Below are 13,446 nucleotides of genomic sequence, written 5' to 3' on the forward strand. Positions count from 1 at the left end.
GAGGTCGGTCATCATGCCAATGTGGCGGTTGTTGAGCATCGTCCTCGCGGTCGTGGTGCTGGTCATCGTCGTCGAGATGATGCGGCGGCGGAAGCTGCGCGAGAAGTACGCGGCGATGTGGCTGCTGGTCGGGGTCGGCGTCGTGGTGCTCGGCGCGGTCCCCGGTCTGCCGTCCTGGCTCGCCAACCTGACCGGCGTGCAGCTCGCGGCCAACTTCCTGTTCGCCTGCGCGGCAGTGGTGCTGCTGTTCGTGGTGTTGCAGCTGAGCAGCGAGGTCGGGCACCTGGAGGAAGAGGTGCGCACGACGGTCGAGGAGATCGCGTTGCTGCGCTGCGAGCTGGAGGACGCGAAGAAGGAGCTGGACGACCGCGTCGCGGCGACCGAGCAGCAGCTTCAGAGGTCGTAGTCGCCGTCTTTGACGCCGGCCACGAACACGGCCCACTCCTCGTGGGTGAAGGTGGCGGTGCCGGCGTCGGGGCGCAGGTTGTTGCGCACGTGGACCGCGTCCTCGGTGAACTTGGTCTCCACGCACGTGGTGCCGTTCGTCGTCCGGCGCGGCACGAACCACTGGTCGGTGTGAAGGGCCATGGGCCCCAGTATTTCACCGGGCCGCGCCGTCGCACTCCGCCGGACGACCACTGGTCCCGCGCAGGAACCGGGTGCTCCGCTCGCGGTCGAGCGCAATGCCGCGCAACAGGTCGAGGTGGTAGGTGGCCCGCTCCACGACCGCCGGCTTGTCCTGGAGGACCTCCCGGCCGTAGCTGTCGGTGAGCAGGATGTCCGGTGCCGGCGGCGGGAAGCGGTGCAGCGTCGCGATCATGCCGCGGAACGCGTGGATCCCGGCGTCGAGCGGCAGCACCTGGATGATCACGTTGTCGGACCGGGTGTTGAGTTCGACCAGGTGCTCGACCTGCTGCCGCATCACCTCGGCGCTTCCCACGACCACCCGCAGCGCGCTTTCGCCGAGGACGCACCAGTAGCGCAATGGTCGTTCCGGGCGCGCCAACAGCTTGGCGCGTTCCACCCGCAGGTCGAGCAGCCTGGCCAGTTCCTCCGCCGGCCGGTCCTGCGATCCCCATTCCAGCGTCGCCTTGGCGTAGGCCGGGATTTGCAGGATGCCTGGGACGAGTTCGCTGCTGTAGCAGAGCGACGACACGGCTTGCGCTTCGAGATCCACGATCCGGCGGTGGTTGTTCGGTACGGTGGCCGCGGTGTAAGGACTGGGCGCCCGTCGGCCGCGGGCGGTTCGTGCGAACTGCAACAATTCGGCCCTTTCGTCGCCCACGACACCGTAGTGGTCGAGCAGCCGTTCCAACTCGACCGGTTTGGGTCGCGAACGCCCCGTTTCCAGGTCGCCGATCTTCGAGACCGTGCATCCCAGCAACGTGGCGGCTTCCTCGCGCGAAACTTTCGCCTGCTCACGCATCCGGCGCAGGGTCGCGGCGATCTGCACCTGTTCTGTCTGGACTCGCCTGCCGGTCACTGCACCACCCCCTTGATCGAACTCGAAGGCTAGCGAGTTTTTCACGTTCGTAATGTCACTCAACTGGATAAATGTCAAAACTTACGTACGTAGAGACGGCGGTTCACATGTATTCCGACCAACCGCGCGTGCGCGGCACGGCGTGGCTCGACCTGGGCGACGCGAAAGAGGTCACCTACCGGCTCGACCCCGGTGACGATTCCGCCCGGTTCACCATCCTCGGCCCGGTCGAGGTCGAACTCGACATGCCGCGCGACCTCGTCCGGCACTGCCGGGACGTGTTCGCCGCGGCGTTCACCGAACTCTCGGTGAACGGATCGGCGGACCGGAAACCGGCGTCCTGATCGACATGCCCGGACCGGCCGCGAGTCGTGGGGTGGGAAGTGTCACGGCGGGTCACTGCCGTACGCTCAAGCGCCGTGAGCTTCGCAGGATATGACCTGATCGTGGTCGGTTCCGGGTTCTACGGCCTGACCGTCGCCGAGCGTGCCGCCAGCCAGTTGGACAAGCGCGTGCTGGTCCTGGAACGCCGTGAGCACATCGGTGGCAACGCCTACTCCGAGGCCGAACCCGAGACCGGGATCGAGGTGCACCGCTACGGCGCGCACCTGTTCCACACCTCGAACAAGCGGGTCTGGGACTACGTCAACCAGTTCACCGAGTTCACCGGCTACCAGCACCGCGTGTTCGCCATGCACGACGGCACGGCCTACCAGTTCCCGATGGGCCTGGGGCTGATCACGCAGTTCGTGGGCCGCTACCTGACTCCCGACGAAGCGCGCGCCTGGGTGGCCGAGCACGCCGCCGAGATCGACTCCAAGGACGCGACGAACCTGGAGGAGAAGGCGATCTCGCTGGTCGGTCGCCCCCTCTACGAGGCGTTCGTGCGGGACTACTCCGCGAAGCAGTGGCAGACCGACCCGAAGGAACTCCCGGCCGCGGTGATCAGCCGGCTGCCGGTCCGCTACACGTTCGACAACCGCTACTTCAACGACACGTACGAGGGCCTCCCCAAGGACGGCTACACGGCGTGGCTGGAGAAGATGGCCGACCACCCGAACATCGAGGTGCGGCTGTCCACCGACTTCTTCGACGTCAAGGACGAGATCCCGGCGGGCACGCCCGTCGTCTACACCGGCCCGGTCGACCGGTACTTCGACTACTCCGAGGGCTGGCTGGGCTGGCGCACGCTGGACTTCGAGCAGGAAGTCCTGCCCACCGGCGACTTCCAGGGCACCGCGGTGATGAACTACAACGACGCCGACGTGCCCTACACCCGGATCCACGAGTTCCGGCACTTCCACCCGGAGCGCGACTACCCGACCGACAAGACGGTCATCGTCCGCGAGTTCTCCCGGTCCGCGGAGAAGGACGACGAGCCGTACTACCCGATCAACACCGCCGAGGACCGCGCCAAGCTGGAGCGCTACCGCGAGCTGGCGAAGGTCGAGGCGGCCGAGCGCAACGTGCTGTTCGGCGGCCGGCTGGGCACCTACAAGTACCTCGACATGCACATGGCCATCGGGTCGGCGCTCACGGCGTTCGAGAACAAGATCGCCCCGCACCTCACCGAGGGCACCCCGCTCGACGGCAGCCTGGACTGAGCACCCCTCGGGGACGAGACACCCCCGGCCGGCACCGCGTCGCCCCTCCCGGGCGACGCGGTATGGTCGCTGGTACCACCTGAACTGCCTGGCCACCTCGACGCGGGTGGTCGCCGACACCCGATTCTCGAACCGCTCCGCTGGTTCGCCGGAGGAAAGCACGTGACCGAGCACAGCTCCAGTGGCGGCATCGACCCGAGCAAGGTGCTCCAGCGGGTGATCCTGCCCCGCGACGAGGACCCGCTGGACGTCCGTCCGCTCTACCTGGACGAGCCGGAGAACGTGCACTCGCACGTCTCGTCGCGCCGTTCGGTGACCGTCCCGGCGTCGGCCAAGGTGTCGTTCGCCTCCTACTTCAACGCCTTCCCGGCCAGCTACTGGAAGCGCTGGACGGTGGTCGACGAGGTCGTGCTGCGCCTGCGGGTGCGCGGAGCCGGTCGGCTGGACGTGTACCGCTCGAAGCCCAACGGCGACCCGATCCACCTGGACGGCAAGCCGATCCGCTCGCCGCAGGGGTGGGCGGACGTCGAGTTCCGGGTGAACCTCAAGCCGTTCGAGGACGGCGGCTGGATCTGGTTCGACGTGTTCACCGACGACGCGGTGCTGGAGATCGGCGAGGCCGCGTGGACCGCGGACCAGGCGCTGCCGGCGCAGAAGGTCGCCATCGGCATGACGACCATGCGCCCGGTCGACGCGGTGATCGCGCTGCGCGCGCTGGGCGAGGACCCGTCCGTCCTCGACGTCGTGCAGAAGGTGTTCGTCGCCGACCAGGGTGCGGTCAAGGTCCGCGACACCGAGGGCTACGCCGAGGCGGTCAAGCTGCTCGGCGACAAGCTGGAAGTGATCGAGCAGGACAACCTGGGCGGCTCGGGCGGGTTCACCCGCGGCCTGTACGAGGCCATCGAGCACACCGACGTCGACCAGATCATGCTGATGGACGACGACATCCGGCTGGAGCCGGACGCGGTGCTGCGCTCCAACGCGTTCGCGCGCGCGGCGGCGCAGCCGGTCATCGTCGGCAGCCACATGCTCAACCTCCAGGCCCGCGCCCGGCTGCACAGCATGGGCGAGGTCGTGGACCTGGCGTCCGGTTTCTGGCGGCCCGCGCCCGGCGCGGTCACCGACCACGACTTCGCCACCGAGTCGCTGCGCGAGACCGAGGAACTGCACCTGCGCATCAACTCCACCTACAACGGCTGGTGGATGTGCCTGTTCCCGCGTGAGGTCGTGCAGCGCACCGGCTACCCGCTGCCGCTGTTCATCAAGTGGGACGACGCGGAGTACTCGCTGCGCGCCCTGGAGAACGGGTTCCCGACGGTGTCGCTGCCGGGTTCCGCGGTGTGGCACATGCCGTGGACCGACAAGAACGACGCCACGGACTGGCAGGCGTACTTCCACACCCGCAACCGGCTGGTGATGGCGGCGCTGCACAGCCCGTACGACATCCGCTCGACGCTGCTCAAGCAGGGCCTGAAGCTGTCGCTGCGGCACCTGCTGTCGATGGAGTACTCGACCGTCGCGGTGCAGCAGAAGGCCATCGAGGACTTCCTGGCCGGCCCGTCCAAGCTGTTCGAGTCGCTGCGCACGGCGCTGCCGGAGATCCAGGCGCTGCGCAAGACCTACTCGGACGCGCAGGTGCTGCCCTCGGCCCGCGAGTTCCCGCCGCCCACGTTCGACATGGTGCGCGCGGAGGCGATGCTGAAGCCGCCGACGAACCCGGCGACCATCGCCGCGGAGGCGGCCAAGGCGCTGGTGCACAACCTGCGCTCGCCGGACGCGTCCACCGCGCAGCGCCCGCAGATCAACGTGCCGGCGACGAACGCCCGCTGGTTCCTGCTGGGCAACCTGGACTCGGCGACGGTGTCCAGCGCCGACGGCTCCGGCGTCGCGTTCCGCAAGCGGGACCCGAAGGAGTTCAAGCAGCTCATGGCCCGCGCGGTGCGCAACTACCGGCGGCTGGGCCAGGAGTGGCCCCGGCTCAAGAAGGTCTACCGGGACGCGCTGCCCGAGCTGACCTCGGTCGAGGCGTGGCGCAAGGTCTTCGAGAACTAGCGGGAAGCCCGGTCGAGCGGTGTGGCGCCCCTGGTGCCACACCGCTTTTCTGTTCCCCCGGTCGCGCGGCTATTCGAAGTGCGCGGCGACGACGTGCCCGAAGTTCACCACGAACTCCTTGCCGTCGGCCGTGGTGATGGATTGCGTGTGACCGTTGCGGACGACCTGGATCAGGCGTTGCCCGAGGTCGTCCACGACGTCTTGGGAAACCCGGATGGAAATCGGATCCGGGTTTGCCGCGAGGTGCAGGACGAGGCTGTTCTTACGCGCTTCAGAAGGCATGCGGCCAGCCAACCGTCATGGTCGTGACCAGGCAAGACGGGTTCGCTCGCAGCGATTACGCGCAGAGCGAACCGGTCACTTGCGGAAAAACTTCTCGCGTCGCCCCTGGCGGACCAGCTTGACCCATTCGACGAACGCCTTCGGGTCTTTCCGGACGCCGATGAAGTACAGCCCGAACCGGAAGAACTCCAGCAGGCCGAGTTTGCGCATCCCGGGCTGGGAGAGCAGGTAGCCCCGGTTCCGGTAGGTGTAGTAGCGCTTGACCGGGTTCTCCGGGTCCTGCGCGTGGAACCGGCCGCCGAGCATCGGCTTGAACTCGTCCGAGCCGTCCGGGTGCAGGTAGTGCACCTTCAGCGAGGTGCCGAACGGCAGCCCGGTGCGCACCAGCCGGCGGTGGATCTCCACCTCGTCGCCGCGGAAGAACAGCCGGTAGTCCGGCACGCCGATGACGTCGACCGTGGACGCCCGGAACAGCGCGCCGTTGAACAGCGACGCGATCCCGGGCAGGAAGTCCACGCCCAGGTCCGCGGTGCGCCGCTTCCAGGTCAGGCCGCGGCGCAGCGGGAAGGCGAGCTTCTCGGGCTGCTCGATGTTGGACACCACCGGCGAGATCGCGGCCAGCTTGCGCCGCTGCGCCTCGGCGAGCAGCACCTCCAGCACGTTCTCGTCGGCGGGCCGGCCGTCGTCGTCGGCCAGCCACAGCCAGTCCGCGCCCAGCGCGAGCGCGTGCAGCATCCCCAGCGCGAACCCGCCCGCGCCGCCGAGGTTGCGGTGCGAGACCAGGTAGGTGGTCGGGATCGGGCACTGCTCGACCAGGTCGTCCACCGGCTGGTCCGGCCCGTTGTCCACGACCACCAGGTGGTCCAGCGGCCTGGTCTGCGAGGCCAGCACCTTCAGCGACTGCGCCAGCAGCTCACGGCGGTGGCGGGTCACCACGACCCCGACGACGGAACCCTTCGGCAACGCGCCCACGCCTCTACTCGCCACCGTTCCCGCTCAGCACCGGCGACTGGCCGATCCGCTCCAGTGTGTCCGCGTTCAGGTGCTCGTACGGGTCGCGGCCCTTGTAGGTCTTGACGACCTCGCGCAGCGAGCCGTGCATCTTCACCCGGCCCTCGTCCATCCAGATGGCCGTGTTGCACAGCTCGACCAGCATGTCGTCGGAGTGGTTCGCGAAGACCAGGATGCCCGACCGGGCGACCAGGTCGTTGAGCCGGTCCCGGGCCTTCTCCAGGAACGCCGCGTCGACCGCGCCGATGCCCTCGTCCAGCAGCAGGATCTCCGGGTCGATGGAGGTCACCACGCCCAGCGCGAGCCGCACCCGCATGCCGGTGGAGTAGGTGCGCAGCGGCATCGACAGGTAGTCGCCGAGTTCGGTGAACTCGGAGATGTCGTCGACCCGCTTCTCCATCTCCTTGCGGCCCATGCCGAGGAACAGGCCCCGGATCATGATGTTCTCGTAGCCGGACAGCTCCGGGTCCATGCCCACGCCGAGGTCGAAGACCGGCGCGACCTTGCCCTGGATGCGGGAGCTGCCCCGGGTGGGCTCGTAGATGCCCGAGAGCAGGCGCAGCAGCGTGGACTTGCCGGCCCCGTTGTGCCCGACCAGGCCCACGCGGTCACCGTGCCGCAGCGAGATGTTGATGTCGTGCAGCGCCTCGATGATCGGGACGCGGCCTTCCGCGCCGATCTTGCCGCCGACCTTGCCCAGCGCGAGCTTCTTGAGCGACCTCGACTTGGCGTCGAAGATCGGGAAGTCGACCGAGGCGTTCCAGACGTCGATGCTGACCATAGGTTGCGGCCTCACTCAGACCCAGTAGGAGACGCGGGCACGGTAGTTGCGCAGAGCCAGGACCGCCACCGCCCAGCCGACGACGGTGAACCCGCCGACGACCACCCAGTGGTGCCAGTCCTGCTGCTGGCCGAGCAGGGGAGCGCGCACGATCTCCAGGAAGTGGTAGATGGGGTTGAACTCGGCGATCAGGATCTTCCAGTTCGCGTCGCCGTCGGTGAACTTGTTGAGCACACCGACGTGCCACACGATCGGCGTCATGAAGAACACCAGCTGGATGAAGCTGTGGATGACCGGCGGGATGTCCCGGAAGCGGGTGCTGATGATGCCGAACAGCAGCGCCACCCACACCGCGTTCACGACCAGGAGCGCGAACGCCGGCACGGCCAGCACGATCGTCCAGGAAATACCCGGATGGGCGACTGTGTCGCCCTCCATCGTGTACGGCTGGGTGAGCGCCGGGAAGAACACGGCGAGCACCACGACGTAGACCACCAGGTTGTGCGCGAAGAACAGCACCTGGCGCCACACCATCCGCAGCACGTGCACGGTGACCGGCGCGGGCAGGTGTTTGATCAGGCCCTCGTTGGCGATGAAGACCTCGGTGCCCTCGGTGATCACGCCCAGGATGAAGTTCCAGACGATGAAACCGACGGTCACGTACGGCAGGAAGGTGCTCAGCTCCTGGCCCAGGAGCTGCGAGTACAGCAGACCCAGCGCCAGCGCTGTGGTGCCCATCGAAATGGTGATCCACAGCGGGCCGATGACCGACCGGCGGTAGCGCTGCTTGATGTCCTGCCAGCCGAGGTGCCCCCACAGCTCGCGTTGCTGCCACGCGTCGCGGATGTCGCCGAACGCGCGCGTGAACGTGCGCGAGTCGGGTGCCGGGGGAACCGCAGGCGGATCGACGGTACTCGTGTGTTGCACGAGTATTGAGACTACCGGCGGCAGGTAGGTCCACCTGCCGCCGGGCTGTCACGGTGCGGTTACCTCGGCGGACTGCACGTCCGACACGCCGGTGACCTTGAGAATCACCTGTTCGTGATCGTAGGTGTATCCCTCGTAGCTGAACGCGATCCCGGTGCGCTCGACGTACTCGGTCCACGCCTTGTGCTCGTGCTCGCGCCAGCCGGGGAAGTTGAAGTACTCGTCGAACACGATGACGCTGCCCGGCACCAGTCGCGGCCCGACCAGGTCGAGCACGGTCTTGGTCGAGGAGTACAGGTCGCAGTCGACGTGCAGGAACGTCACCGGGCCGGGGTGCTCGGCCAGGAAGCCCGGCAGCGTGTCGTCGAACCAGCCCACCACCAGTTCCGCGCCCGGCACGTCCGGCAGGTCGTCGACGTTGAACATGCCCGCCGGGAACCCGCTGCGCCAGTGCTCGGGCAGGCCCTCGAACGAGTCGAAGCCGTACACCTCGGAGCCCTCGCGGGCGGCGGCGATGATCTTCAGCGTGCTGCCCGCGTAGACGCCGAACTCCAACGCCAGGCCGTCGTGCTCGACCAGCGTCAGGGCGTGTTCGAGGGTCGCGTGCGGGTGTCCGAAGTGCGGTGCCGAGGTCATCTCGTCCCGGACGAACCGCGCGCTGTCGGTGGCGGCTTCCCGCTCGCCGGCGAACACGATGTCGCGGCGGGCCCGGATCTCGAACTGCCGGATGTCCTCGGCCACGCGGTCGGAGCGGTGCCGCAGCTCCTCGCGCAGGCCGTCCAACTCGCCCTGGAGCCGGTCGAGCCGCTCGGTGTGGGCCCGGTGGTAAGGGCCGACGACGTCGTCGATCGCCCTCATCAGCTTGCCGCGCAGCCGGCTGCGCACCTCTTCCACCAAGCGAATGTGTCGCACCCGGTCGAGCACGTGAACGCTCCTTTCACACCTTCACCGCCGAAAGACGCGACACACGTTCGGGCAACGGCCGGACGCTGTCCAGTGGCCGTTATCCGATCGCCGCGTTGCTACAGGTACTGCCCGCCCCGCAGCGGTGGGTGCTCGGTGCTCTCGGCGGACGAGCCCGCGGGCAGGGCGCGGCCGCGCATCTGCTCCAGTTGGACGCGCGCTGCCATCTGCTGGGCGAACAGGGCGGTCTGAATGCCGTGGAACAGACCCTCCAACCAGCCCACCAGCTGAGCCTGCGCGATGCGCAGCTCCGCGTCCGACGGCGTGCCCTCCTCGGTGAACGGGAGCGAGAGCCGCTCCAGCTCGTCGCGCAGCTCGGGCGCGAGCCCGTCCTCCAGTTCGTCGATGGACCGCTTGTGGATCTCCTTGAGCCGGTTGCGCGACGCCTCGTCCAGCGGGGCCGCCCGCACCTCCTCCAGGAGCTGCTTGATCATCGTGCCGATCCGCATCACCTTGGCCGGCTGCTCGACCAGGTCCGTGACGTCCGGGCCGCCGCCGTCGGGGCCGACCGGCACCCGCGCGGCGCCGACCGGCGTGCCGTCCGGCCCGACCACCACGACCTGCCGTTCGTTCTCCGCTGCCTCGCTCATGCGTCCATCCTGACGCGACCCGGCCCCACGACGCGAACCGGGTGCCGAACCCGCCGGAAACGCGCTCAGCGCTCGGCGTCCGAGGCGAGCCGGGAGTAGACGAGCACGTCGGCGCGGCGGTCGCCGAAGGTGAGGAAGCCGCGCAGCCTGCCCTCCAGCAGGTAGCCGTTGAGTTCCAGCACCCGTTGCGACCCGTGGTTGTCCGGCTCCACCCACGCTTCGACGCGGGCGAAGCCGGCGGGACCCAGGCCCCAGGCGGTCGTCAGCGCGATCGCGCGGGAGCCGATTCCCCGGCGTCGGGCGGCGGGGACGATCCAGTAGCCGATGCCGGCGACGCCCTCCTGCGGGCGCAGCATCAGGTTGATGTGGCCCACCGCTTCGTCGTCGGGCCCGGTCGCGATCGCCATCGACACGCCCTGCCCCGAGGCGAGCCGCTCGTGCTGGCGGGCGAGGTAGGCCAGGCCCGCCTCGCGGGTGTAGTGCGCGGGGACGGTGGTGCCCTGCGGGATCCCGGGGTCCAGGGACGCCTGCTCGACGCAGGGCAGGTCCGCTTCGCGCCACGGGCGCACGCGGACGACGCCGTCGTCGAGCCGGGCCGGATAAGCCAGGTTGGTCACAGTCGGCCATTCCAGCACAACGCAGCGCAACCCTCACCCGGGTTTGGCGCGCCGTGCCCGCGCCGGGCCGGGCCGAAGCGCCGACCGAAGTCGCGCGAAGCCCGGCAAACCGATCAAGGCGTCGCAAAGCGGTGGTGCGCCGGGTCACGTCGGCGGCCGGCCCCGGCCCCCTCCTGTCGCCGGCCCCGGTCTCCTCCGTACGGTGTGCGGCATGGCGTTCGACGTCGCACGGGTCCGTGGGCTGTTCCCCGCGCTCGGCGACGGCTGGGTACATCTGGACGCGCCGGCGGGGATGCAGGTCCCCGAGCAGGTGGCCACGGCCGTCTCCACCGCGCTGCGCGCACCGGTCTCCGGACCGGGTGGCATCTTTCCCGCCTCGCAACGCGCCGAGGCCATCGTGGACGCGGCCCGCCGGGCGGTCGCGGACCTGGTCGGGGCCGATCCGGCCGGGGTCGTCCTCGGGCCGAGCAGCGCCGTCCTGCTGCAGCGGCTGTCCGACGCCGTGTCCGACAACTGGTTCCTCGGCGACGAGGTCGTGGTGTCGCGCCTGGACCACCCGTCGAACATCGCGCCGTGGCAGCGCGCGGCCCAGCGCACCGGCAGCGTGGTCCGGTGGGCCGAGGTGGACATCGAGACGTGCGAGCTGCCCGCGTGGCAGTACGACGAGCTGATCACCGAGAAGTGCAAGCTGGTCGCGGTGACCGCCGCGTCCGGCTCGGTCGGCTCCCGCCCGGACCTCGCCAAGATCGCCCAGTCCGCCCGCCGCACCGAGGCGCTGGTCGTGGTGGACGCCTCCTCGGCCGCGCCGTTCGTGCCGCTGGACATCACGTCGATGGACGCCGACGTGGTCGCGGTCTCGGCGAACGCCTGGGGCGGCCCGCCGGTGGGCGCGCTGGTGTTCCGCGACCCGTCGCGCCTGGACCTGCTGCCGTCGGTCGCCGTCGAGCCCGGCGCGCGCGGCCCGGAACGCCTCGAACTCGGCCCGCACGCCTACCCGCTGCTGGCCGGCCTGGTGGCCTCGGTGGAGTACCTGGCGGGCCTGGACGACGCCGCCGTCGGCCCCCGCCGGGAACGCCTGCTCACGTCTCTCGGGTCGGTGAAGGCTTACCAAGCCGGACTTCTGGCTAATCTCATCAACGAACTGCGATCGCTCCGTCACGTCATGGTGATCGGCGACGCCATGCGGCGGGTCCCGGCGCTGGCGTTCACGGTGGCCGGCGTGAAGTCGACCGACGGTGTCGAGCACCTGTCCGAGCGCGGCGTCTGCGCCTTCGCCGACTCGGGCCAGCACGGCGTCTTCTCGGTCCTGGGGGTGGGCGAGGTCGGCGGAGCGATCCGGGTCGGCCTCGCGCACTACACGAACGCGGTCGAAGTGGACGAACTCGTGCGGGCGGTCGCCGAGCTGGGGTAGCCGGAGGTGTGGTGGACGACGCTCTGTCCCGTGAACTGGCCGACCTCGCCGCACTGCACCGCCTGGGCCCGCTGATGTCCGAGTACCTGCCGACGACGGCGCACGAGCTGCGCCCGGCGGCGCTGGCGGCCGTGGTGGACGAGGTGCTGCTGGGCTCGCGCACGGTCATCGTGGAGTGCGGCTGCGGCTCGTCGTCGGTGCTGCTGGCGCGGCTGCTGGCCCGGCGCGGCTTCGGCCACGTGCTGTCGGTGGAGCACGACGAGCGCACCGCCGCGTTCGTGGCCAGCCAGTTGCGCCGCGAGGGCCTGGGCCACGTGGCCCGCGTCGTGCACGCGCCCCTGGCCCCGCACCCGGCCGCGCTGGGCGGCGCGCAGTGGTACCACCCCCAGCTGGTGCACGACGAGGTGACGGCCTACGTGGAGCGCTACGGCCTGGTCGACCTGCTGCTGGTCGACGGCCCCTTACCCGCGGACGCCCGCTACCCGGCGCTGCCGGTGTTCCGGGGCGTGCTCGCCCCCGGCGCGGCGGTGCTGGTGGACGACGCGGAACGCCCCGACGAGCAGGGCGTCCTGGTCCGCTGGTCCACCGAGTTCGCCCTCCGCTTCCGCCCCACGCCCCGCACGTCCCTGGCCTCCGCGACCGCATTGGACTGACCCGGGTTCGGACCGACCCGGGGACCGGACCCGTGGTGCCGGGCGGCCCCGCGAGCCGCCCGGACCACCTCAGAACGCGAGGACGAGCTTGCCGAACACGTCCTTGCCGTCCTCCAGCGCCCGGTGGGCGTCCGCCGCCCGCTGGACCGGCAGGACCTCGTGCACGATCGGCTTCACCCGCCCCGACGCCACCAGCGGCCACAGGCGGGCGCGCACGTCGGCGACGATCGCGCCCTTGCCGTTCGGGCCGTCGACCGGGCGCGAGCGCAGGCCGGTGGCGGTGACCGTGCCGCGCTTGGCCAGCAGCTTGCCGATGTTCAGCTCGCCCTGCACCCCGCCCTGCATCCCGATGATCGCCAGCCGGCCGTCGCGCGCCAGCACGTCGACGTTGCGGGCCAGGTAGGAGGCGCCCATGTTGTCCAGCACGACGTCCGCCGCGCCGACCTCGGCCACGAAGTCCCGGGTCCGGTAGTTCACCGCGACGTCCGCGCCCAGCTCGCGGCAGCGCGCCAGCCGCTCGTCGGACCCCGCCGTCACGGCCACCCGCGCGCCGAGCGCCTTGCCGACCTGGATCGCGTGCGTGCCGATGCCGCCCGCGCCGCCGTGCACCAGCAGCGTCTCGCCGGCCGACAGGTGGGCCAGCAGCACCACGTTCGACCACACCGTGCAGGCCACCTCGGGCAGCGACGCGGCCGTCACCAGGTCCACGCCGTCGGGCACCGGCAGCAGCTGGGCCGCCGGGACGGCGACCCGCTCGCCGTAGCCGCCGCCGGCGAGCAGCGCGCACACCTCGTCGCCCACCCGCCACCCGGTGACGCCCTCGCCGAGCGCGGCGACCGTGCCGGAGCACTCCAACCCCAGGACGTCCGACGCGCCGGGCGGCGGCGGGTAGAGGCCCTGCCGCTGGAGCAGGTCCGCGCGGTTGACCGCGGTCGCCGCCACGGCGACGAGCACCTCGCCGGGTCCGGGTTCGGGATCCCGTACCTCGCTCCACCGCAGGACGTCGGGGCCGCCTGGTTCACGAATCGTGATCGCGTGCATGGCCCCCGACGGTAATCCGGTCGCCGGGCCG

Annotated in this window: 16 protein-coding genes; 6 read left to right on the forward strand and 10 right to left on the reverse strand. The window is 70.1% G+C overall.

The genetic code is table 11. The features are described 5' to 3' along the window. Nucleotides 1-13 precede the first annotated feature (13 nt). A complete protein-coding gene (locus tag AC0HI0_RS35640; protein WP_480927872.1) occupies nucleotides 14-406 on the forward strand; it encodes a DUF2304 domain-containing protein in 393 nt (130 codons plus the stop codon). Here the strand turns inward: AC0HI0_RS35640 and AC0HI0_RS35645 are convergent. Together AC0HI0_RS35645 and AC0HI0_RS35650 are read right to left on the reverse strand one after the other, a co-directional pair. After that, entirely contained in the window at nucleotides 394-588 is a 195-nt protein-coding gene (locus AC0HI0_RS35645) for a DUF397 domain-containing protein (protein ID WP_480927873.1), read from the reverse strand. The two genes, AC0HI0_RS35640 and AC0HI0_RS35645, sit on opposite strands and share 13 nt — an antisense overlap. A gap of 13 nt (nucleotides 589-601) precedes the next feature. Continuing rightward, nucleotides 602-1,453: a helix-turn-helix domain-containing protein gene (locus AC0HI0_RS35650; RefSeq protein ID WP_480927874.1), complete on the reverse strand. Its 852-nt coding sequence runs from the start codon at nucleotides 1,451-1,453 to the stop codon at nucleotides 602-604. Nucleotides 1,454-1,590: 137 nt separating this feature from the next. Between AC0HI0_RS35650 and AC0HI0_RS35655 the strand changes: the two genes are divergently transcribed. From AC0HI0_RS35655 to AC0HI0_RS35665, 3 genes are all read left to right on the forward strand, one after another. After that, on the forward strand, nucleotides 1,591-1,827 hold the full coding sequence (locus AC0HI0_RS35655) for a hypothetical protein (protein ID WP_480927875.1): 237 nt from the start codon (nucleotides 1,591-1,593) through the stop codon (nucleotides 1,825-1,827). 75 nt (nucleotides 1,828-1,902) lie between these two features. Further along, a complete protein-coding gene (gene glf / locus AC0HI0_RS35660; RefSeq protein WP_480927876.1) occupies nucleotides 1,903-3,087 on the forward strand; it encodes a UDP-galactopyranose mutase in 1,185 nt (394 codons plus the stop codon). Nucleotides 3,088-3,249: 162 nt separating this feature from the next. Beyond that, nucleotides 3,250-5,139 carry a glycosyltransferase gene (locus AC0HI0_RS35665; RefSeq protein WP_480927877.1) on the forward strand — a complete coding sequence of 630 codons (1,890 nt, stop codon included), beginning with the start codon at nucleotides 3,250-3,252 and terminating at the stop codon, nucleotides 5,137-5,139. A 69-nt stretch (nucleotides 5,140-5,208) separates the two neighbouring features. Here the strand turns inward: AC0HI0_RS35665 and AC0HI0_RS35670 are convergent, their stop codons facing one another. The 7 genes from AC0HI0_RS35670 to AC0HI0_RS35700 form a co-directional block, all read right to left on the reverse strand. After that, complete coding sequence (locus AC0HI0_RS35670; protein WP_480927878.1) at nucleotides 5,209-5,421, reverse strand: hypothetical protein; 213 nt, start codon at nucleotides 5,419-5,421, stop codon at nucleotides 5,209-5,211. A 75-nt stretch (nucleotides 5,422-5,496) separates the two neighbouring features. Continuing rightward, entirely contained in the window at nucleotides 5,497-6,393 is an 897-nt protein-coding gene (gene glfT1, locus AC0HI0_RS35675; RefSeq protein WP_480927879.1) for a galactofuranosyltransferase GlfT1, read from the reverse strand. A 4-nt stretch (nucleotides 6,394-6,397) separates the two neighbouring features. Beyond that, complete coding sequence (gene wzt / locus AC0HI0_RS35680; protein WP_480934461.1) at nucleotides 6,398-7,213, reverse strand: galactan export ABC transporter ATP-binding subunit Wzt/RfbE; 816 nt, start codon at nucleotides 7,211-7,213, stop codon at nucleotides 6,398-6,400. A gap of 15 nt (nucleotides 7,214-7,228) precedes the next feature. After that, entirely contained in the window at nucleotides 7,229-8,140 is a 912-nt protein-coding gene (wzm, locus tag AC0HI0_RS35685) for a galactan export ABC transporter permease subunit Wzm/RfbD (RefSeq protein WP_480927880.1), read from the reverse strand. 48 nt (nucleotides 8,141-8,188) lie between these two features. Continuing rightward, a complete protein-coding gene (locus tag AC0HI0_RS35690; protein ID WP_480927881.1) occupies nucleotides 8,189-9,064 on the reverse strand; it encodes a class I SAM-dependent methyltransferase in 876 nt (291 codons plus the stop codon). A 98-nt stretch (nucleotides 9,065-9,162) separates the two neighbouring features. Beyond that, nucleotides 9,163-9,693: a bacterial proteasome activator family protein gene (locus AC0HI0_RS35695; protein ID WP_480927882.1), complete on the reverse strand. Its 531-nt coding sequence runs from the start codon at nucleotides 9,691-9,693 to the stop codon at nucleotides 9,163-9,165. Between the two features lie 65 nt (nucleotides 9,694-9,758). Next, complete coding sequence (locus tag AC0HI0_RS35700) at nucleotides 9,759-10,310, reverse strand: GNAT family N-acetyltransferase (RefSeq protein WP_480927883.1); 552 nt, start codon at nucleotides 10,308-10,310, stop codon at nucleotides 9,759-9,761. Between the two features lie 211 nt (nucleotides 10,311-10,521). Here AC0HI0_RS35700 and AC0HI0_RS35705 point away from each other — a divergent pair, with 211 nt between their 5' ends. Together AC0HI0_RS35705 and AC0HI0_RS35710 are read left to right on the forward strand one after the other, a co-directional pair. Beyond that, the gene (locus AC0HI0_RS35705; protein ID WP_480927884.1) at nucleotides 10,522-11,721 is read left to right on the forward strand and encodes a cysteine desulfurase-like protein; all 1,200 of its coding nucleotides are present in this window, start codon (nucleotides 10,522-10,524) and stop codon (nucleotides 11,719-11,721) included. An 11-nt stretch (nucleotides 11,722-11,732) separates the two neighbouring features. Further along, nucleotides 11,733-12,374, forward strand: a complete 642-nt coding sequence (locus AC0HI0_RS35710) for a class I SAM-dependent methyltransferase (RefSeq protein WP_480927885.1) — start codon at nucleotides 11,733-11,735, stop codon at nucleotides 12,372-12,374. Nucleotides 12,375-12,443: 69 nt separating this feature from the next. Here AC0HI0_RS35710 and AC0HI0_RS35715 read toward each other — a convergent pair whose 3' ends face one another. Beyond that, nucleotides 12,444-13,415: an NAD(P)H-quinone oxidoreductase gene (locus tag AC0HI0_RS35715; RefSeq protein WP_480927886.1), complete on the reverse strand. Its 972-nt coding sequence runs from the start codon at nucleotides 13,413-13,415 to the stop codon at nucleotides 12,444-12,446. Between the last annotated feature and the right edge of the window lie 31 nt (nucleotides 13,416-13,446).

This window comes from Saccharothrix sp. NBAS 001 (assembly GCF_056640475.1).